This is a genomic window from Burkholderia sp. LFS061 (assembly GCF_047978125.1).
Classification (GTDB): Bacteria; Pseudomonadota; Gammaproteobacteria; order Burkholderiales; family Burkholderiaceae; genus Burkholderia; species Burkholderia pyrrocinia_C.
Genome location: NZ_JBFPFS010000009.1, coordinates 86,544 through 105,033, shown reverse-complemented (window position 1 = coordinate 105,033; position 18,490 = coordinate 86,544). Strand labels below are relative to the sequence as shown.

At 69.1% G+C, this 18,490-nt stretch carries 11 protein-coding genes and 1 pseudogene; 7 read left to right on the top strand and 5 right to left on the bottom strand.

The window, feature by feature from the left end; all coding sequences use genetic code 11:
* Positions 1-137: 137 nt before the first annotated feature.
* Genes ACNQQL_RS11065 through ACNQQL_RS11050 form a run of 4 tightly spaced genes read left to right on the top strand, consistent with a single transcriptional unit; the run spans position 138 to position 8,663 of the window.
* Positions 138-1,463 (top strand): MFS transporter, encoded by a 1,326-nt coding sequence (locus tag ACNQQL_RS11065; RefSeq protein WP_347064136.1) that lies wholly within the window; start codon positions 138-140, stop codon positions 1,461-1,463.
* A 21-nt stretch (positions 1,464-1,484) separates the two neighbouring features.
* Entirely contained in the window at positions 1,485-4,076 is a 2,592-nt protein-coding gene (nirB, locus tag ACNQQL_RS11060; protein ID WP_347064135.1) for a nitrite reductase large subunit NirB, read from the top strand.
* Positions 4,077-4,114: 38 nt separating this feature from the next.
* Positions 4,115-4,459, top strand: coding sequence for a nitrite reductase small subunit NirD (gene nirD / locus ACNQQL_RS11055; protein ID WP_347064134.1), 345 nt, complete (start codon positions 4,115-4,117; stop codon positions 4,457-4,459).
* 16 nt (positions 4,460-4,475) lie between these two features.
* Positions 4,476-8,663, top strand: coding sequence for a bifunctional nitrate reductase/sulfite reductase flavoprotein subunit alpha (locus tag ACNQQL_RS11050; protein WP_347064133.1), 4,188 nt, complete (start codon positions 4,476-4,478; stop codon positions 8,661-8,663).
* 138 nt (positions 8,664-8,801) lie between these two features.
* On the opposite strand, the pseudogene ACNQQL_RS11045 reads toward ACNQQL_RS11050, so the two are convergent.
* Positions 8,802-9,074 (bottom strand): annotated as a pseudogene (locus tag ACNQQL_RS11045) (short-chain dehydrogenase); the annotation flags it as partial.
* Positions 9,075-9,130: 56 nt separating this feature from the next.
* Between ACNQQL_RS11045 and ACNQQL_RS11040 the strand changes: the two are divergent.
* The 3 genes from ACNQQL_RS11040 to ACNQQL_RS11030 all read left to right on the top strand — a co-directional run bounded on the left by ACNQQL_RS11040 (position 9,131) and on the right by ACNQQL_RS11030 (position 13,936).
* Positions 9,131-9,565, top strand: a complete 435-nt coding sequence (locus ACNQQL_RS11040) for a hypothetical protein (protein ID WP_347064132.1) — start codon at positions 9,131-9,133, stop codon at positions 9,563-9,565.
* A 496-nt stretch (positions 9,566-10,061) separates the two neighbouring features.
* Positions 10,062-12,656: a bifunctional lysylphosphatidylglycerol flippase/synthetase MprF gene (mprF, locus tag ACNQQL_RS11035; protein WP_347064131.1), complete on the top strand. Its 2,595-nt coding sequence runs from the start codon at positions 10,062-10,064 to the stop codon at positions 12,654-12,656.
* Positions 12,653-13,936 carry a virulence factor family protein gene (locus ACNQQL_RS11030; protein WP_347064130.1) on the top strand — a complete coding sequence of 428 codons (1,284 nt, stop codon included), beginning with the start codon at positions 12,653-12,655 and terminating at the stop codon, positions 13,934-13,936. The genes mprF and ACNQQL_RS11030 overlap by 4 nt, the downstream gene beginning before the upstream one ends.
* 79 nt (positions 13,937-14,015) lie before the next feature.
* On the opposite strand, the gene ACNQQL_RS11025 is transcribed toward ACNQQL_RS11030, so the two are convergent.
* From ACNQQL_RS11025 to ACNQQL_RS11010, 4 genes are all read right to left on the bottom strand, one after another.
* Positions 14,016-14,459, bottom strand: a complete 444-nt coding sequence (locus ACNQQL_RS11025) for a DUF934 domain-containing protein (protein WP_347064129.1) — start codon at positions 14,457-14,459, stop codon at positions 14,016-14,018.
* Positions 14,456-16,240 (bottom strand): nitrite/sulfite reductase, encoded by a 1,785-nt coding sequence (locus ACNQQL_RS11020; RefSeq protein ID WP_347064128.1) that lies wholly within the window; start codon positions 16,238-16,240, stop codon positions 14,456-14,458. The genes ACNQQL_RS11025 and ACNQQL_RS11020 overlap by 4 nt, the downstream gene beginning before the upstream one ends.
* Positions 16,241-16,440: 200 nt before the next feature.
* A complete protein-coding gene (locus tag ACNQQL_RS11015; protein ID WP_347064127.1) occupies positions 16,441-16,836 on the bottom strand; it encodes a hypothetical protein in 396 nt (131 codons plus the stop codon).
* Between the two features lie 106 nt (positions 16,837-16,942).
* Entirely contained in the window at positions 16,943-18,376 is a 1,434-nt protein-coding gene (locus ACNQQL_RS11010; RefSeq protein ID WP_347064126.1) for a PLP-dependent aminotransferase family protein, read from the bottom strand.
* Positions 18,377-18,490 lie beyond the last annotated feature (114 nt).

The window sequence follows — 18,490 nt, the reverse complement described above, 5'->3', positions numbered from 1 at the left end:
GACGGGTCAATGGCGATTCGTCCGCAGTACCGAATACATACGCGCCCGGCAACGGGCTTCATGGGCAACGGCGTCCTACGCATCGGGTCTCGACGAGACCGGGTGCGCAGGACGCCGTTTTTCGTTTGGCGGATGACATGACCGACAAAGCTACCCGTATCGATCTCTTCAGCCTCCGCACCGCGCCGATGCGCGCGTTCCACCTGACGTGGATGGCGTTTTTCGTATGCTTCTTCGCGTGGTTCGCATGCGCGCCGCTGATGCCGCTCATCGCACGCGAATTTCATCTGACGGCGGCACAGGTCGCCAACATCAACATCGCCGCGGTGGCCGCGACGATCGCCGTGCGCCTGCTCGTCGGCCCGCTGTGCGACCGCTTCGGCCCGCGCCGCGTGTATGCCGGCCTGCTGCTGCTCGGCGCGATTCCCGTGTTCGCCGTGCCGTTCGCGCATGACTACCTGACGTTCCTGATCTGCCGGCTCGGCATCGGCGCGATCGGCGCGGGCTTCGTGATCACGCAGTACCACACGTCGGTGATGTTCGCGCCGAACGTGGTCGGCACCGCGAACGCGACGACGGCCGGCTGGGGCAATGCGGGTGCGGGCGCGACGCAGGCGCTGATGCCGCTGCTGGTCGCCGCCGGCCTGATGCTCGGCTTCGGCGAAAGCTCGTCGTGGCGCATCGCGCTGGTCGTGCCGGGCGTCGCGATGCTCGTGATGGCCTGGGCGTACTGGCGCTTCACGCAGGATTGCCCGCAAGGCGATTTCGTCGCACTGCGCAAGGAAGGCGTGACGATCGACAGCGGCAAGAAGGGCGGCTGGGCGAGCTTCGTCGCCGCGTGCGGCAACTATCGCGTGTGGATGCTGTTCGTCACGTACGGCGCGTGCTTCGGCGTCGAGGTGTTCATCCACAACATCGCCGCGCTGTACTACGTCGATCACTTCAGCCTGTCGCTGAAGGACGCGGGCTTCGCGGTCGGCATGTTCGGGCTGCTCGCGCTGTTCGCCCGCGCGCTCGGCGGGTGGCTGTCCGACAAGATCGCCGCGCGGCGCAGCCTCGACGTCCGCGCGGCGCTGCTGTGCGCGCTGATCGTCGGCGAAGGGCTCGGGCTGATCTGGTTCTCGCATGCGCAAAGCGTCGGCATCGCACTCGTCGCGATGCTGGCCTTCGGCCTGTTCACGCACATGGCCTGCGGCGCGACCTACGCGCTGGTGCCGTTCATCGACCGCAAGGCGCTCGGCGGCGTCGCGGGGATCGTCGGCGCGGGCGGCAACGTCGGCGCGGTCGCCGCGAGCTTCCTGCTGAAGGGCGTCGGCGACGTGCAGCACACGCTGAGCCTGCTGGGCCTGGCCGTCACCGCGACCGCGCTGTGCGCGATGGCCGTGCGCTTCACCGAAGAACACAAGGCACGCGAGGCCGAGCTGCGCGACCGCGCGCTGGCCGCGGGCAGCGCCGCGAACTGATCGACCGAAGGAACCGTCATCATGAAACTCATCGTCATCGGCCACGGCATGGTCGGCCACAAGCTGCTCGAATGCGTCGCGGCGGAAGCGGGCACGACGGACGCGCTGCAGGCCACCGTGCTCGGCGAGGAGCCGCGTCCGGCCTACGATCGCGTGCACCTGTCCGAATTCTTCGCGGGCAAGTCGGCGGACGACCTGTCGCTCGTCGAACCCGGCTTCTTCGAGCGTCATCCTCAATTCGACCTGCGCCTGAATGCGCGCGTCGCATCGATCGACCGCGCCGCGCATACGGTCACGCTCGCGTCGGGCGAAACGCTCGCGTACGACAAGCTGGTGCTCGCGACGGGCTCGCGCCCGTTCGTGCCGCCGATGCCGGGGCATGATCGCGCGGGCTGCTTCGTGTACCGGACGATCGAGGATCTCGAAGCGATGCAGGCGTGCGGCACGCACGCGAAGCGCGGCGTCGTGGTCGGCGGCGGGCTGCTCGGCCTCGAATGCGCGAAGGCGCTGCGTGACATGGGGCTCGACACGCACGTCGTCGAATTCGCGCCGCGCCTGATGGCCGTACAGGTCGACGACGGCGGCGGCCGGATGCTGCGCGCGAAGATCGAGGCGCTCGGCGTGACCGTGCATACGGGCAAGAACACGCTCGAGATCGTCGATGGCGAGGAAGGCACGCACCGGATGGCGTTCGCCGACGGCACGCATCTCGATGCCGACATGATCGTGTTCTCGGCCGGCATCCGCGCGCGCGACGAGCTGGCGCGGGCATGCGGGCTCGACATCGGCCCGCGCGGCGGCGTCGCGATCGACGACGCTTGCCGCACGAGCGACGCCGACATCTACGCGATCGGCGAATGCGCGGCGTGGAACGGCATGGTGTACGGCCTCGTCGCGCCCGGCTACGACATGGCGCGCGTGGTCGCGAAGCAGCTGGGCAGCGACACGAACGAGGCACCCGCGTTCGCGGGCGCCGACATGAGCACGAAGCTGAAGCTGATGGGCGTCGACGTCGCGAGCATCGGCGACGCGCACGGCACGACGGCCGGCAGCCGCACCTACCAGTACGCGGACGAGCGCCGGCAGGTCTACAAGAAGCTCGTGGTGTCCGACTGCGGCAAGTTCCTGCACGGCGCGGTGATGGTCGGCGACGCGGCGGAATACGGCACGCTGCTGCAGATGATGCTGAACCGCATCGAGCTGCCCGAGTCGCCCGAATTCCTGATCCTGCCGTCGTCGGACGGCGCGGCGAAGCCGGCGATCGGCGTCGACGCGCTGCCGGACGGCGCCCAGATCTGCTCGTGCAACAACGTGTCGAAGTCGCAGATCTGCACGGCGGTCGCCGACGGCGCGACCAGCCTCGGCGCGCTGAAGTCGTGCACGGGCGCCGGCACGTCGTGCGGCGGCTGCGTGCCGCTCGTCACGCAGATCATGAAGGCCGAGATGAAGAAGCAGGGCCTCGCGGTCAACAACCATATCTGCGAGCACTTCCCGCATTCGCGCCAGGAGCTGTTCCACCTGGTCCGCGTCGAAGGCATCACGACCTTCGACGAACTGCTCGCGAAGCACGGCCGCGGGCTCGGCTGCGACGTGTGCAAGCCGGCGGTCGCGGGCATTCTCGCGTCATGCTTCAACGAGTTCGTGCTGAAGAAGGAGCATGCGGGGCTGCAGGATTCGAACGACTACTACCTCGCGAACATCCAGCGCGACGGCACGTATTCGGTCGTGCCGCGCATGCCGGGCGGCGAGGTCACGCCGGAAGGGCTGATCGCGGTCGGCCAGGTCGCGCAGAAGTACGGGCTCTATACGAAGATCACCGGCGGCCAGCGCGTCGACCTGTTCGGCGCGCGCGTCGAGCAGTTGCCGTCGATCTGGGAAGAGCTGATCGCGGCCGGCTTCGAATCGGGGCATGCGTACGGCAAGGCGCTGCGCACCGTGAAGTCGTGCGTCGGCTCGACGTGGTGCCGCTATGGCGTCGACGATTCGGTCGGCCTCGCGATCGAACTCGAGAACCGCTACAAGGGCCTGCGCGCGCCGCACAAGATCAAGTTCGGCGTGTCGGGCTGCACGCGCGAGTGCGCGGAAGCGCAGGGCAAGGACGTCGGGATCATCGCGACCGAGAAGGGCTGGAACCTGTACGTGTGCGGCAACGGCGGTATGAAGCCGCGCCACGCGGAACTGCTCGCGTCCGACCTCGATCGCGCCACGCTGATGCGCTACATCGACCGCTTCCTGATGTTCTACGTGCGCACGGCCGACCGCCTGCAACGCACGAGCGTGTGGCGCGACAACCTCGAAGGCGGGCTCGACTACCTGGCCGACGTCGTCGTGCACGACAAGCTCGGGATCGCGGCCGAACTCGAAGCCGACATGCAGCACGTGGTCGACACCTACGAGTGCGAATGGAAGAAGGCCGTCACCGATCCCGACACGCGCAAGCGCTTCCGCCACTTCGTGAACAGCGATGCGCCGGACGCGAACATCGCGTTCGTCGAGACGCGCGGCCAGATTCGCCCCGCGACGCCCGACGAGCGCGTGCGCGGCAAGCCCGTGACGATTCCCGTCGTCGCCGCAAGCGCGACGCAGGCCGTGACCGAATCCGCAACCGTCTGACCCTGACCGACACCAGCGTCTTTTCCAAGGAGCCCATCATGAACGATCGTCTTCCGCTGTCCTGGACCCGCGTGTGCCCGCTCGACGACATCGTGCCGAACACCGGCGTGTGCGCACTCGTCAACGGCGAGCAGGTCGCGGTGTTTCACGTCGCGCACGCCGACGGCGGCGTGTTCGCGATCGACAACGTCGATCCCGTGTCGCAGGCGGCCGTGATGTCGCGCGGGCTGATCGGCAGCCTCGGCGAGCGCGTCGTCGTCGCGTCGCCGCTGTACAAGCAGCATTTCGACCTGCGCACCGGCGAATGCCTCGAAGCGCCCGAGCAGTCGGTGAGCGCGTATCCGTCGCGGGTCGAGGACGGCATCGTGTGGGTCGCGGCCTGACCGCCCCGGAGCGCGCATGACCGCCACCCCCGTCAAGAGCGCGTGCCCATACTGCGGCGTCGGCTGCGGGATGGTGCTGCACGTCGAGGATGGCGAAGTCGTCAAGGTGTCCGGCGACTCCGACCATCCGACCAACTTCGGGCGGCTGTGCACGAAGGGTTCGTCGGCGCACGTCGCGCTGCGCCGCTCCGGGCGGCTCGACCGCGCGTTCGTGCGCCGTGCGCGCGAGGACGACCTCGTGCCGCTGCCGGCGCGCGACGCGATCGCCGAGACCGCGCGCCGCCTGCGCGCGGTGCTCGATACGTACGGCCCCGACGCGCTGTCGTTCTATGTGTCGGGGCAGATGTCGATCGAGGCGCAATACCTCGTCAACAAGCTCGCGAAGGGCTTCGTCGGCACCAACAACATCGAATCGAACTCGCGCCTCTGCATGGCGAGCGCGAGCACCGGCTACAAGCAGTCGCTCGGCGCGGACGGCCCGCCCGGGTCGTACCAGGACTTCGATCGCGCGAACCTGTTCTTCGTGATCGGCGCGAACATGGCCGACTGCCATCCGATCCTGTTCCTGCGGATGATGGATCGCGTGAAGGCTGGCGCGAAGCTGATCGTCGTCGATCCGCGCCGCACCGGCACGGCCGACAAGGCCGACCTGTTCCTGCAGATCCGGCCCGGCACGGATCTCGCGCTGACGAACGGGCTGCTGCACCTGCTGCACGCGAACGGCCGCACCGACGCCGCGTTCATCGACGCATACACCGAAGGCTGGGACGCGATGCCCGCGTTCCTCGCCGACTACACGCCCGAGCGCGTCGCGGAAATCACCGGGCTCGCGGAAGCCGACCTGCGCACGGCCGCGCAATGGATCGGCGATGCGCCGGAGTGGATGAGCTGCTGGACGATGGGGCTCAACCAGAGCACGCACGGCGTGTGGAACACCAACGCGATCTGCAACCTGCATCTCGCGACCGGCCGCATCTGCCGCCCCGGCAGCGGGCCGTTCTCGCTGACGGGGCAGCCGAACGCGATGGGCGGGCGCGAGATGGGCTACATGGGCGCCGGCCTGCCGGGCCAGCGCTCGGTGCTGTCCGACGACGACCGGCGCTACGTCGAGAACCTGTGGCGCGTGCCGGCCGGCACGCTGCGCAAGGAGACGGGGCAAGGGACGGTCGATCTGTTCGCGCGGATGGCGGCCGGCGACATCAAGGCGTGCTGGATCGTCTGCACGAACCCGGTCGCGACCGTGCCGAACCGGCAGAACGTGATCGCCGGGCTGCAGGCCGCGGAGCTCGTGATCGCGCAGGACGCGTTCCTCGACACCGAGACCAACCGCTACGCGGACATCCTGCTGCCCGGCGCGCTGTGGGCCGAGGGCGACGGCGTGATGATCAACTCCGAACGCAACATGACGCTGATGCGCGCCGCGGTCGCGCCGCCCGGCGACGCGCTGCCCGACTGGCGCATCGTCGCGGAAGTCGCGCGCGCGATGGGCTTTGGCGATGCGTTCGACTACGCGTCGGCGGCCGACGTGTTCGACGAGATCGTCCGTTTCTCGAATCCGGCGACGGGCTACGACCTGCGCGGCGCGAGCCACGCGGCGCTGCGCGACGGCCCGGTGCAGTGGCCGGTCGCGCCGGGCACCGCGCGCGAGCGGCACCCGATCCGCTACCTGAACGACGGCGTGAGCCAGACGCTGCGCAAGGCGGCCGACGGGAGCGCTGCGCCACATCTCGCGTTCCCGACGCCGTCGGGCAAGGCGCGCTTTTTCGCGCGGCCGCACGTCGATCCGGCCGAACTGCCCGACGACACGTTCCCGATCGTGCTGAACACCGGGCGGCTGCAGCATCAATGGCACACGATGACGAAGACGGGCAAGGTCGCGATGCTGAACAAGCTGAACCCGCGCCCGTTTGTCGAGCTTCACCCGGACGATGCGAGCGCGCTCGGCATTGCCGCGAAGGACAGCGTCGAGATCCGCTCGGCGCGCGGCCGCGCGGTGCTGCCGGCCATCGTGACCGAGCGCGTGCGGCGCGGCAACTGCTTCGCGCCGATGCACTGGAACGACGTGTACGGCGACGACCTGTGCATCAACGCGGTGACGAACGACGCGATCGATGCCGAATCGCAGCAACCCGAACTGAAATATTGCGCGGTCGCGCTGCGGCGCGTCGAGACCGACGCGTTCGCGTCCGCCGACGACGAGACGGCGCAACCCGATGCGTGTGCCGACGAAGCACGGCCCGCTTCGGAGATGGTGCAGGCCGCTGCTTCACAGGAATCCGACATGGCAGACATCGACACTTTCGCGGCCGCGCTCGGCGTGACCGACCTCGAGCCGCCGCCGCTGACCGACACCGAGCGGCTGTATGTGGCCGGCCTCGTCAGCGGGCTGAAGGCGAGCGCCGGCCGCCGCGAGGGCGGCGTGCCCGTGCTGCCGGCCGGCGCGCCGCTCACGCCACCGGTGCGGTTCTGGCTCGACGGGATGCTCGCGGGCCTGTTCAGCCGTTCGCTGCCCGCGAGTTCTCCGGTTGCAGCGGCACCTGCGCTGCCGGCCGATGCCGCTGCAACCGGCGGCGTGCGGATCGTGCGCACGCGCCCGAAGGTCGTGCTGCTGTGGGCATCGCAGACCGGCAACATCGAATCGCTGACCGAGGATTACGCGACGCAGCTGATGAACGCGGGCTTCGAGATCCGCACCGCGTGCATGTCCGACTATCCGGTCGCGTCGCTCGCGGGCGCGCAATACGTGCTGCTGATGACGAGCACGTTCGGCGACGGCGATGCGCCCGACAACGGCAGCGAATTCTGGGACGCGCTGCAGGCCGGCAGTGCCGCGCGCCTCGACGGCGTGCACTTCGCGGTGCTCGCGTTCGGCGATCGCAACTACGACCAGTTCTGCGGCCACGGCCGCCGGCTCGACGCGCGGCTCGCGGAACTCGGCGCGGCGCGGCTGTGCGCGCGCGTCGATTGCGACGTCGAATTCCAGCACGACGCCGACCAGTGGCTCGAACGCGTCGTCGCGCGGATCAAGGAGGCCGATGCCGCGTTGCACGCGGTGCCGTCCGGCGGGATGAGCCCGTCGGGGCTGCTGCCGTCGAAGGCGCATCCGGCGCCGTCGAAGCTCGTCGCGAACCTGCGGCTCAACCGCCCGGGCGCCGCGAAGGACACGCGCTATGTGTCGCTGTCGACCGAAGGCGCGAACCTCGAATACGAAACCGGCGACGCGCTCGGCGTGTGGCCGACCAACTGCCCGGAGCTGGTCGACGAGTTGCTGTCCGTCACCGCGCTGAAGGCCGACGCGCCCGTGTCGGTGGCGGGCGTCGGCGACGTGCGGCTCGGCGATGCGCTCGCGCGCCACTTCGACATCACGCGCCCGCATCCGGACACGCTCGCGTTCATCGCATCGCGCAGCGCGAACGGCGCGCTGAAATCGCTGCTCGGCGACGACCGCAAGGGCGACCTGAAGCAATGGTTGTGGGGGCAACAGCTTGCGGACGTGCTGCACGAGTTTCCGGTCGAGCTGTCGGGCACGGAGCTGGTCGGGATGCTGAAGCGGCTGCAGCCGCGCCTTTATTCGATCGCGTCGAGCCCGAGCGCGCACCGGGGCGAGATCCACCTGACCGTGTCGGCCGTGCGTTATCACAACGGCCGGCGCGCGCGCAAAGGCGTCGCGTCGACGTTCCTCGCCGATCGCGCGGACGACGGCCGCGTGCCCGTGTTCGTGCAGAAGTCCGCGCATTTCCGGCCGCCGGCGAACGGCGACGTACCGATCGTGATGGTCGGCCCGGGCACCGGCGTCGCGCCGTTCCGCGGCTTCCTGCACGAGCGGCAGGCGCGCGGCGCGCGCGGGCGCAACTGGCTGTTCTTCGGCGAGCAGCACGCGCAGACCGACTTCTACTACGGCGACGAGCTGGGCGCGATGCACGACAGCGGCTTCCTGACGCGGCTCGATCTCGCGTTCTCGCGCGACCAGGCCGACAAGATCTACGTGCAGGACCGGATGCGCGAGCAGGGCGCCGAGCTGTTCGCATGGCTGGAGGAAGGCGCGCACTTCTACGTGTGCGGCGACGCGTCGCGGATGGCGAAGGATGTCGATACGGCGCTGAAGGCGGTCGTGGCCGAGCACGGCGGAATGTCGGACGACGACGCGAACGACTACGTCGCGCGGCTCGCGAAGGCGCGGCGCTATATGCGGGACGTGTATTGAACGCAGGCGGGGGGCTTGACGCGACCGTGCCGGCTGGCTGTCCCGGCACGGTGGCCGGCCAGCCGGCGGCGGTCCGGGCTGCCGGGATGGCGGTCGATGACGGACGCGGTGTGACTCGTCGGCCGCCAACAGCTTGCGTCACTGCTGCCGATCCCACGCGCGCGCCTGTTCGGCGCGCACGAACGCTTCCGACGACTGCGGCAGCAGGTTGCGGAATGCGCCGCCGTCGCTTTCGATCACGTCGACCATCTTCGCGATCATTTCCTCCGGGTCGTGCTGTTCGAGCGGGAACGTCAGGCGCTCGGGCGTCACGGTGTGGACGGCCGGATCGTGCCAGCGCCGTATCGTTTCCATCATCCGGTCGTTGAAGCCGGTGCTGTACGGGCCGGGGTTCACGACCGCGACGCGGATGATTCGCGCGACGGTGCATGATGACGGCTCCACCCACGAAACCACGGAGTCTCGTCATGCCGGCATTCCCGCATTTCCCGATTCGAACCCTTGCGATCGCCGCCGTGCTGGCGGCCGCCGCGACCTGCGGCGCACCAGCCGTCGGCCAAACGTCGACCGTGCCTGCCGACACGGCCACCGCGACGCCCGACAACGCGGTATTGCTGACCGTCTTCCTGAAGCACGACCAGTCGCGCCCGCTCGCCGAGCTGAATGCGCAGCTCGCGAAGCAGGGGTTCTACAAGGCTTTTCCGCCGCCGGGTGTCGAGGTGGTGAGCTGGACCGTGACGATGGGGATCGGGCAGATCGTCGTGCTGCGATTGCCGGCGTCACGGCTGCGCGAGGTCAATCGCGTGCTCGAGGATACGGCGTGGGGTGCATATCGGACGGAGTTCTATCCGACTTACGACTACAAGGCGATCGGGTTGGGGGAGCATGAGCGGGCGAAGTGAGGCACGGCGCGGCGCAGTCGATCCTGTCGTTCTGCTTCCAGGTAACGACACGGCTTCGATGACGCGGATTGGAGAGGGAGCTCGGACCCTTTACGGATACGAACTGCATCCTCCTTGACCCGACCGTCCCCCATTACCAAACACCGCTACGGACGTACCGTTTGTCCTCGACCGTGCGGACCGGTCCGGCAGATTTCTCCCAAATGCATCACAAGTCATTCATCAGATGAAAAAACCGTTCCGGTTCCCGGTATGATGCGCACCTTGTGTTTTTCGGCCGCACGATTTTGATGCGATGTTAACGCGCCCCGCGTGCCACAAAACCGCACAATGCGAGTCTGAAAGATTTTGTAATATAAGCCCCGTATACTTGTAAGTTCTGATTCAGGCGCTCCCTGCCTTCACTTTCGGCCGACCGCCCACGCAGAACAACCAGATATGTCGCCGCCGGGCCATCCCGCGCCGCGACTCGCAATGCACCACCACTGAATAACCTATGTCTTCCCGCCACCCTGGGTCGCCGGGCCGTGCCGCGGCGGCGATCGCCCGTGTCTCGGCGCTGGTTCGCAACGAGCGCGTGCTGTCGCCGCTGCTCGCGTTCGGCATCGGCCTGCTGCTGATCGTCGTGTTCCAGCACCTGTCGGAATCCGTCGACTACCGGTCGGTGATCCGCCAGTTGCGCCACATGTCCGCCGCGGAATGGGGCGCGTCGCTGGCCGCGACGGCGCTCAGCTATCTCGCGCTCGTCGCCCGCGACGCGGTCGGCCTGCGTTATGTCGCCGCGAAGGTGCCGCGCGTCGCGCTGTGGATCGGCGCGATCGCCGGTTCCGCGCTCGGCAACGCGACCGGCTTCGGCGCGCTGACGGGTGGCGCGGTCCGCGCGCGCGTGTACGGCGTGTCGGGCGTCACGCCCGCGCAGATCGGCCGGATGACGGTGTTTACCAGCGGCACGCTGGCGCTCGCGATGGTGCTGATGACGGCGGTCGGCATGGTCTGCGTGCCGGAGGCGCTCGCCGCGATGCTGCACGTCGCGCCCGGCGTGCTCACGTGGAGCGGCGCGGCGCTGCTCGTGGTGCTGGCCGCGCTGGTCGCGATGTGCGGCAACACCGCGCGCCCGGTCGTCACGCGCTTCAAATGGCTGTCGTTCGACGTGCCGGCGCGGCGCGATCTCGTCATGCAGGTCGTCTACGCGGTGCTCGACGTCGTCGCGGCGGGCCTGACGCTGTGGGTGCTGCTGCCGGCGGCGCCGGTCGGCTTCCCGACCTTCATCACCGTCTACGCGGCCGCGCTGCTGCTCGGGATGATCGGCCATACGCCGGGCGGGATCGGCGTGTTCGAAGCCGCGATGGTCTTCACGCTCGGCCGCGAAGTGCCCGCGCATGCGATGGTCGCCGCGCTGATCGCGTATCGCGCGATCTATTTCGGCGTGCCGCTCGTGCTGTCGGCCGGCCTGCTGGCCGGTTTCGAGGGCCGCGCGCTGCGGCGCCGGCTCGTGACGCGGCAGGCCGCGCGCGTGTCGCAGCTCGCGCCGCTGTTCCTGAGCCTCGTGACGTTCGCGGTCGGCAGCATGCTGGTGATCTCGAGCGCGACGCCCGCGTTCTGGCACCGGATCGCGATCCTGCGCCACCTCGTGCCGCTGTGGGTGCTCGAAGGCTCGCAGGTGATCTGCAGCGTGCTCGGCGTCGCGCTGCTGTTCGTCGCGCGCGGGCTGCTGCGCCGCCTCGACGGCGCATGGTGGATGACCTTCGCATTGACGCTCGCGAGCCTCGCGCTGTCGCTGGCGAAGGGCCTCGCCTTCGTCGAGGCCGGCGTGCTCGGCACGCTGCTCGTGCTGCTGCTCGTCAGCCGCCGCCGCTTCAACCGCCATTCGTCGCTGCTCGCCGAGCGCTTCACCGTGAGCTGGTTCGTGTCGGTGACGATGGTGCTGATGCTGGCCGTGTGGGTGCTGTTCTTCGCGTTCCGCGACGTGCCGTACACGCGCGAGCTGTGGTCGCATTTCTCGTTCGACGCGCGCGCGCCGCGTGCGCTGCGCGCGACGCTCGCAGCAGGCGTGTTCGTCGCGCTGTTCGCGCTGTGGCAACTGCTGCGCCCGGCGCCAGGCCGTTTCGTGAAGCCCGCGCCGCAGGACCTGTTCGACGCCGAACGGATCATCCGCGCGCAGGAATGCAGCGATGCGGGCCTCGCGCTGATGGGCGACAAGTCGTTCCTGTTCTCGGAATCGCGCCAGGCGTTCCTGATGTACGCGAAGTACGGCCGTACGTGGGCCGCGCTGCACGACCCGGTCGGGCCGCGCGAGGAATGGCCGGCGCTGATCGGCAAGTTCATCGCGCTCGCGCACGCGCACAGCGGCCGCGCGGCGTTCTATCAGGTGCGCGCGAACGCGCTGCCGCTGTATCTCGACGCGGGTCTCACGCTGATGAAGCTCGGCGAGGAAGCGCATATCGCGCTCGACCAGTTCGACCTGAAGGGCTCGAACCGCTCGCACCTGCGCTACGCGCTGCGCCGCGGCGACAAGGACGCGCTGACGGTCGAGGTGATCGCGCCGGGCGACGTGCCGGTCGCGCTGCCGGCGCTGCGCGACATCTCCGACGGCTGGCTCGACAGCCGCGACGCGCGCGAGAAGAGTTTCTCGGTTGCCGCGTTCCACGACGGTTATCTCGCGACGCAGTCGGTGATGCTGGTGCGGCAGGCCGACAAGCCGATCGCGTTCGTCACGTTCATGACGACCGACCTCAACACCGAGGCGACGGTCGGCGTGATGCGCCATCTGCCGGACGCGTCGCCGTACGCGATGGAATATCTGTTTACGCAGCTCGCGCTGCATCTGAAGGAAGCGGGCTTCCGCAAGCTGAGCCTGGGCATCGCGCCGTTCTCGGGGATGGGGGCGGCGAAGATGCCGTCGCCGTGGCACCGGCTCGGACTGATGGTCTGGCGCTTCGGCGGCCGCTTCTACAACTTCCGCGGCTTGCGCGCATTCAAGAGCAAGTTCGAACCGCACTGGGAGCCGCGTTACCTCGCGGCCTCGGGCTCGGTCGGCGTGTTCGTCACGCTTGCGGATCTGTCATTGCTGGCTGGAGGTCGGCGTTCATGATGTCGAAGAAGGGAATCGCGCGGGCGGCAGCCGCCTGCGCGGGAATGATGCTGGCCGGCGCCGCGTGCGCCGCGCAACCGGCCGCCGTGAAGGCCGAAACCGTGTCGGGCGGCCGCTACGGGCCCGTTACCGTGACCAAGCCGAGCGGGCCGCTGCGCGGTTTCGTCGTGCTGTTCTCGCGTGAGGCCGGCTGGAATGCCGCCGATCAGCAGGCCGCCGACGCGCTCGCGAAGGCCGGTGCGATGACGGTCGGCGTCGATTCCGAGCGTTATGCGACGAACCTCGCCGCGAAGCAGGAGACCTGCCACCACCTCGACGGCGACGCCGAGGCGGTCAGCCACCAGCTCGAACGTCTGGCGCAGTCGTCGCGCTATTTCACGCCGATCGTCGCGGGCGTGGGCCGGGGCGGCGCGATCGCGAAGCAGATCCTGGCGATGGCGCCGGAGAACACGATCGCCGGCGTCGTATCGGTCAACCCGGCACCGAAGCTCGATCCGCGCTTCAAGCCGTGCCCGCCCGATCCGACGATCGTGCGCCGTGCGATGCCGGGTTTCGTCGAAACGGCTGCCGCGGGCGACACCACGAAGCTCGTGTCGCTCGTTACGTCGCACCTGCGTGACAGCGGCGGCAGCGGCGACGAACTCGACGTGTCGGACCTGCCGCTCGTCGAGCTGCCGGCCAAGGGCGGCAGCGGCCGGCTCGCGATCGTGATCTCGGGCGACGGCGGCTGGCGCGATCTCGACAAGACGATCGCCGAGGCGCTGCAGCGCGACGGCGTGTCGGTGGTCGGCATCGACAGCCTGCGCTACTTCTGGAGCGAGAAGCCGCCCGCGCAGGTGAGCCGCGATCTCGCGCGCGTGATGCGCACCTACATGACGCGCTGGCATGCGAACCGCGTGGCGCTGGTCGGCTATTCGTTCGGCGCCGACGTGATGCCGTTCGCGTACAACCGGCTGCCGGCCGACCTGCGCGACAAGGTCGCGGTGATGTCGCTGCTCGGCTTCGCGCCGTCCGCCGATTTCCAGATCCGCGTGACAGGCTGGCTAGGCATGCCCGCGAGCGACAACGCGCTGAAGGTCGCGCCGGAAATCGCGAAGGTGCCGCCGCAGCTCGTGCAGTGCTTCTACGGCGCGGAAGAGACGGACACGATGTGCCCGGCGCTCGTGAACACCGGTGCCGACGTGATCAAGACGCAGGGCGATCACCACTTCGGCCGCGACTACATCGCGCTCGAGAAGAAGATCCTCGGCGGGTTCGGCAAGCCGGTGGCGGCGCGCTGAACGCCGGTGCCCGCTTCGCGGTGGGCGCCGGCCGGTTTGCTTCCGGTTCATCGTACGGGCGGCCAGCGTGCCGCCCGTTTCATTTTCCGGCCTGCGTCGCCGTGCCGTGCGGCGGCGTTGCCGTTCTCGCATCGCGCTGATAGAAGCCCGGAAACCGGTCGAGCTGCCGGCGCGCGGCCGCGATGTCCGTGTCGTCGCCGAGCACCGCGCTCGAAAACCCCGTGCGCTCCATCAGCAGCAGCTGGTCGACCAGCACGTCGCCGGTCGCGCGCAGGTCGCCGGCGAAGCCGAAGCGCTTGCGCAGCAGGTACGCCTGGCTGTACGCGCGACCGTCGGTGAACGACGGGAACTGCAGGTCGATGCGTGCGGCCTGCGCGATCCGTGCGGCAAGCGGCGGCAGTTCCTCGTCGTTGCCGATCGTCAGCGTCGAATCGTCGTGTTCCTGCGTATCGCCCGCGTGTTCGGCCGGCGTCAGCAGCCGGATGCGTGCGTTCGTGCTTGCGTTGTCGCTGGCTGGATTCATGCGTGCTCCGCGTGGTGGCGCGCGTCGTTCGCGGCGGCCTTGAACGGTTCCGCGCCGATGCGGCGCACCGTGTCGATGAATCGTTCGCTGCGGCCGTTCGCATCGATCCGCGCGTCGAGATACGCGTTGACGATCGCGTCGACGACATCGACGATCTCGTCCGCCGAGAACGACGGGCCGATCACCTTGCCCGGCCGCGCGGGGCCGCTCGCGGTCGAACCGTCCGACCCGCCGAGCGTCACCTGGTACCACTCCGCGCCGTCCTTGTCGACGCCGAGGATGCCGAGGTGGCCGCTGTGATGGTGGCCGCACGAGTTGATGCAGCCGCTGATGTGCAGGTCGATGTCGCCGACGTCGTGCAGCAGGTCGAGATCCTGGAAGCGCTCGGCGATCGCATCGGCGATCGGGATCGAGCGCGCGTTCGCGAGCGCGCAGAAGTCGCCGCCCGGGCACGCGATCATGTCGGTCAGCAGCCCGACGTTCGCGCTGGCGAGCCCGATCACGCGCGCGTTCTCCCACAGCAGGAACAGGTCGTCGACGTGTACCCACGGCAGCACGACGTTCTGCGTGTGCGTGACGCGTGCCTCGCCGGCCGAGTAGCGGTCGGCGAGATCGGCGAGCGCGTCGAGCTGGTCCGGCGACGCGTCGCCGGGTGCCTGCAGGCGGCGCTTGAACGACAGCGTGACGATGCGCAGCGCCGGATCGCGATGATCGGCGACATTGCGCGCGAGCCAGCGCGCGAATGCGGGATGGCGGCTGGCCTGCGCGGACATGCGCGCATTCGCGTCGGGCAGGTCGAGCGTGCGCGGCTTGAGCCGCGGCGGCACGAACGATGCGGCGACGCGATCGAATTCGGCCTGCGCAATCGTGTGCGGGCCGCCGTCGTGGTCGACGATCTGGCGGAACTCCTCCTCGACGTCGTCGATGTAGCGCTGCCCCTCGGTCTTGACGAGGATCTTGATCCGCGCCTTGTACTTGTTGTCGCGCCGCCCGTAGCGGTTGTACACGCGGACGATCGCCTCGATGTAGTTCATCACGTGCCGCCACGGCAGGAACGCGCGCAGCAGCGTCGCGATCATCGGCGTGCGGCCCATCCCGCCGCCGACGCTCACGCGAAAGCCGAGCTCGCCCGCATCGTCGCGCACGAGCTTCAGTCCGACGTCGTGCCAGTCGGTCGCCGCGCGGTCCTCGGCGGCGCCGGTGATCGCGATCTTGAACTTGCGCGGCAGGAACGCGAATTCCGGGTGCAGCGTCGTCCACTGGCGCATCACTTCGGCGAACGGGCGCGGATCGGCGATCTCGTCAGGCGCGACGCCCGCGCGCTCGTCGCACGAAATATTGCGGATGCAGTTGCCGCTCGTCTGGATGCCGTGCATGTCGACGGTCGCGAGCAGGTCCATCACGTCGGCCGCCTTCGAAAGCGGAATCCAGTTGAACTGCACGTTGGTGCGCGTCGTGAAGTGCGCGCTGCGGGTCGGCAGGCGCAGCGTGCCGAGCAACGCCTGCGCGTCGCATGCGGCGCGGTAGGTGGCGTCGTCGGGCACATCGTAGTCGCGCGCTATCCGCGCGAGCATGCGAAGCTGCGCGCTCGACAGCTCGCCGTACGGCACCGCGACGCGCAGCATCGGCGCGTGGCGCTGCACATACCAGCCGTTCTGCAGGCGCAGCGGCCGGAACGCGTCTTCGCTCAGCGTGCCGTGCTGCCAGCGTTCGAGCTGGTCGCGAAACTGGGCGGCGCGGCTCAGCACGAGCGCCCGGTCGAAATCGGTATATCGATACATGACGTGATACGCGAGAGGAGCCGCGGCGCGGCATGCGCACGGCTCGGAGGGGCGTTGCGACGGATGTCGGGCAACGGAAGACAGCGTAGGGAACGCGGTGCGGCGGGACAAGCAGCAGATCGGGACGAAAAGGGCGCAGCAGATGGCGGGCGCGGCGGGCCGGACATGCGTCGTGCATACCCGTGGCCGGTTGATGTGTCTTATGCGTTGGCGTCGACGACGAGCGCCGGATCGAGCGCACGGATGCGCTGGTCGATGAAGTAGCCGCCGCCTTCCTGATAGCGCAGGAACAGGCGGCCGCACGAGCGGCAGCGGCTGACGTTGCAGCGGTTGTACGGGAAATGGCGCAGCGCGATCGGCGCATCGTCCGACGCGTAGCGCGTACCGGCCGGATGATATTCCGCATAGGTCGGCTCCGCATCGCCGGGCGGCGCGAGCGTGGCTACTTCGGTCAGCTGCGTGTCCTGCAGCGACAGCGGCAGGCTCGTCCATTCGGCGAGCGAGGTTTTCGTGCACGTGCACGGCTGCGTGACGTGTGCCGCTTCGGCCGTCAGTTTCAACAGCGCGTCGTGATCGAGGTAGGGCAGTTGGCTCATGGGAAATCGTGAAAAAGCGGCGAGACCGGCAAGGTAACCCGCGCGCGGATCGGCTGCATGGCCGCGGCCCGTGCGGCGGCAGCACGCATGATACGCATCGCGCGCTTTAACCGCCCTTGCGAACCGAAGGCTGCGCGACCAGCTCGCCGAGCACGCGGATCGCGCGCTCGATGTCGCGGCTCCACGGATGGCCGAAGTTCACGCGCACGCAGCGCTCGAAGCCGTGCGCGGCCGAAAACAGCGGCCCCGGCGCGAAGCTGATCCCGCGCGCGACCGCCTGGCGATGCAGTTCCATCGCGTCGATCGCGTCGGGGAACGCGAGCCACAGGAAATACCCGCCTTCGGGCCGCACCCACTCGACGCCGGTCGGCAGCCAGCGCCGCAGCGCGTCGTCCATCCGGTCGAGCTGCGTGTGCAGCGCGCCGCGCAGCTTGCGCAGATGGCGGTCGTAGCCGCCGTGCTCGAGATAGTTCGCGATGCCGGCCTGCGCGGGAATGCTCGCCGACAGCGTCGTCATCAGCTTGAGCCGCTGCACCTTCTCCGCGAACCGGCCGGCGGCGGCCCAGCCGATCCGGTAGCCGGGTGCGAGTGTCTTCGAGAACGAACTGCAGTGCATCACGAGGCCGTGTTGGTCATACGCGCGCGCGGGCAGCGGATAGTCGGGGCCAAAATGCAGCTCGCCGTAGACGTCGTCCTCGATCAGCGGCACTTCGCGCGCCGCCAGCATGTCGACGAGCGCGCGCTTTTTTTCGGCGGACAGCGTGACGCCGGTCGGATTCTGGAAATTGGTCATGAACCAGCACGCGCGGATGTCGTGCCGCTCGAGCGCGTTCGCGAGCGCATCGAGATCGAGGCCCGTGCGCGGATCGACGGGAATCTCGACCGCGCGCAGGTCGAGCCGCTCGATCGCCTGCAGCGCCGCATAGAAGCCGGGCGCCTCGACGGCGACGACGTCGCCGGGCCGCGTGACGGCCATCAGGCACAGGTTCAGTGCTTCGAGCGCGCCGTTCGTGACGACGATCTCGTCGATCGGCTGCGACACGCCGGTCGCGAGATAGCGCCGCGCGATCTGCTGGCGCAGCGCCTCGTTGCCGGGCGGCAGGTCGACGACCGTGCTCCACGGGCTGACGAGCCGCGTGGCCTGCGCGAGCGACTTCGCGAGGCGCGGCAGCGGAAACAGTTGCGGCGCCGGGAACGCGGAACCGAGCGGCACGATGCCGGGCTGCGTGGCGGCATCGAGTACCGAGAACACGAGGTCGCTGATGTCGACCTTGCGCGATGCGCCGGCACGACTCGCGCGGCGCTTCGCGGCTGGGCCTGCTCCGGGCATGGCGCCCGGCGCGACGTAGTAGCCCGAGCGTTCGCGCGCGCGGATCAGCCCCCACTGTTCGAGCTGGTAGTACGCGCGAAACACCGTCGACTGGCTCACGCCGTGCTGCGCGATGATCTGCCGCAGCGACGGCAGGCGCGTGCCGGCCGCGAGGTTGCCGTTGCGGATATCGTCGGCGATCGTGTGTGCAAGGGTTTCGTAGCGTTTCATCGGCGTGGACGGGGGGCGCCGTCGCCGCGCGCGGGCCGGATTGGCGCCGCGCCGGCGGGCGCGGGTCATTGTCCGATGCGCGGCCCGAAAAGAAAAGCGAGGGTGGCATGCCCC

Excerpts from the sequence above, each read along its gene's own strand:
- ACNQQL_RS11065 (WP_347064136.1), top strand. The coding sequence starts at position 138 with ATGACCGACAAAGCTACCCGTATCGATCTCTTCAGCCTCCGCACCGCG.
- nirB (WP_347064135.1), top strand. The coding sequence starts at position 1,485 with ATGAAACTCATCGTCATCGGCCACGGCATGGTCGGCCACAAGCTGCTC.
- nirD (WP_347064134.1), top strand. The coding sequence starts at position 4,115 with ATGAACGATCGTCTTCCGCTGTCCTGGACCCGCGTGTGCCCGCTCGAC.
- ACNQQL_RS11050 (WP_347064133.1), top strand. The coding sequence starts at position 4,476 with ATGACCGCCACCCCCGTCAAGAGCGCGTGCCCATACTGCGGCGTCGGC.
- ACNQQL_RS11040 (WP_347064132.1), top strand. The coding sequence starts at position 9,131 with ATGCCGGCATTCCCGCATTTCCCGATTCGAACCCTTGCGATCGCCGCC.
- mprF (WP_347064131.1), top strand. The coding sequence starts at position 10,062 with ATGTCTTCCCGCCACCCTGGGTCGCCGGGCCGTGCCGCGGCGGCGATC.
- ACNQQL_RS11030 (WP_347064130.1), top strand. The coding sequence starts at position 12,653 with ATGATGTCGAAGAAGGGAATCGCGCGGGCGGCAGCCGCCTGCGCGGGA.
- ACNQQL_RS11025 (WP_347064129.1), bottom strand. The coding sequence starts at position 14,459 with ATGAATCCAGCCAGCGACAACGCAAGCACGAACGCACGCATCCGGCTG.
- ACNQQL_RS11020 (WP_347064128.1), bottom strand. The coding sequence starts at position 16,240 with ATGTATCGATATACCGATTTCGACCGGGCGCTCGTGCTGAGCCGCGCC.
- ACNQQL_RS11015 (WP_347064127.1), bottom strand. The coding sequence starts at position 16,836 with ATGAGCCAACTGCCCTACCTCGATCACGACGCGCTGTTGAAACTGACG.
- ACNQQL_RS11010 (WP_347064126.1), bottom strand. The coding sequence starts at position 18,376 with ATGAAACGCTACGAAACCCTTGCACACACGATCGCCGACGATATCCGC.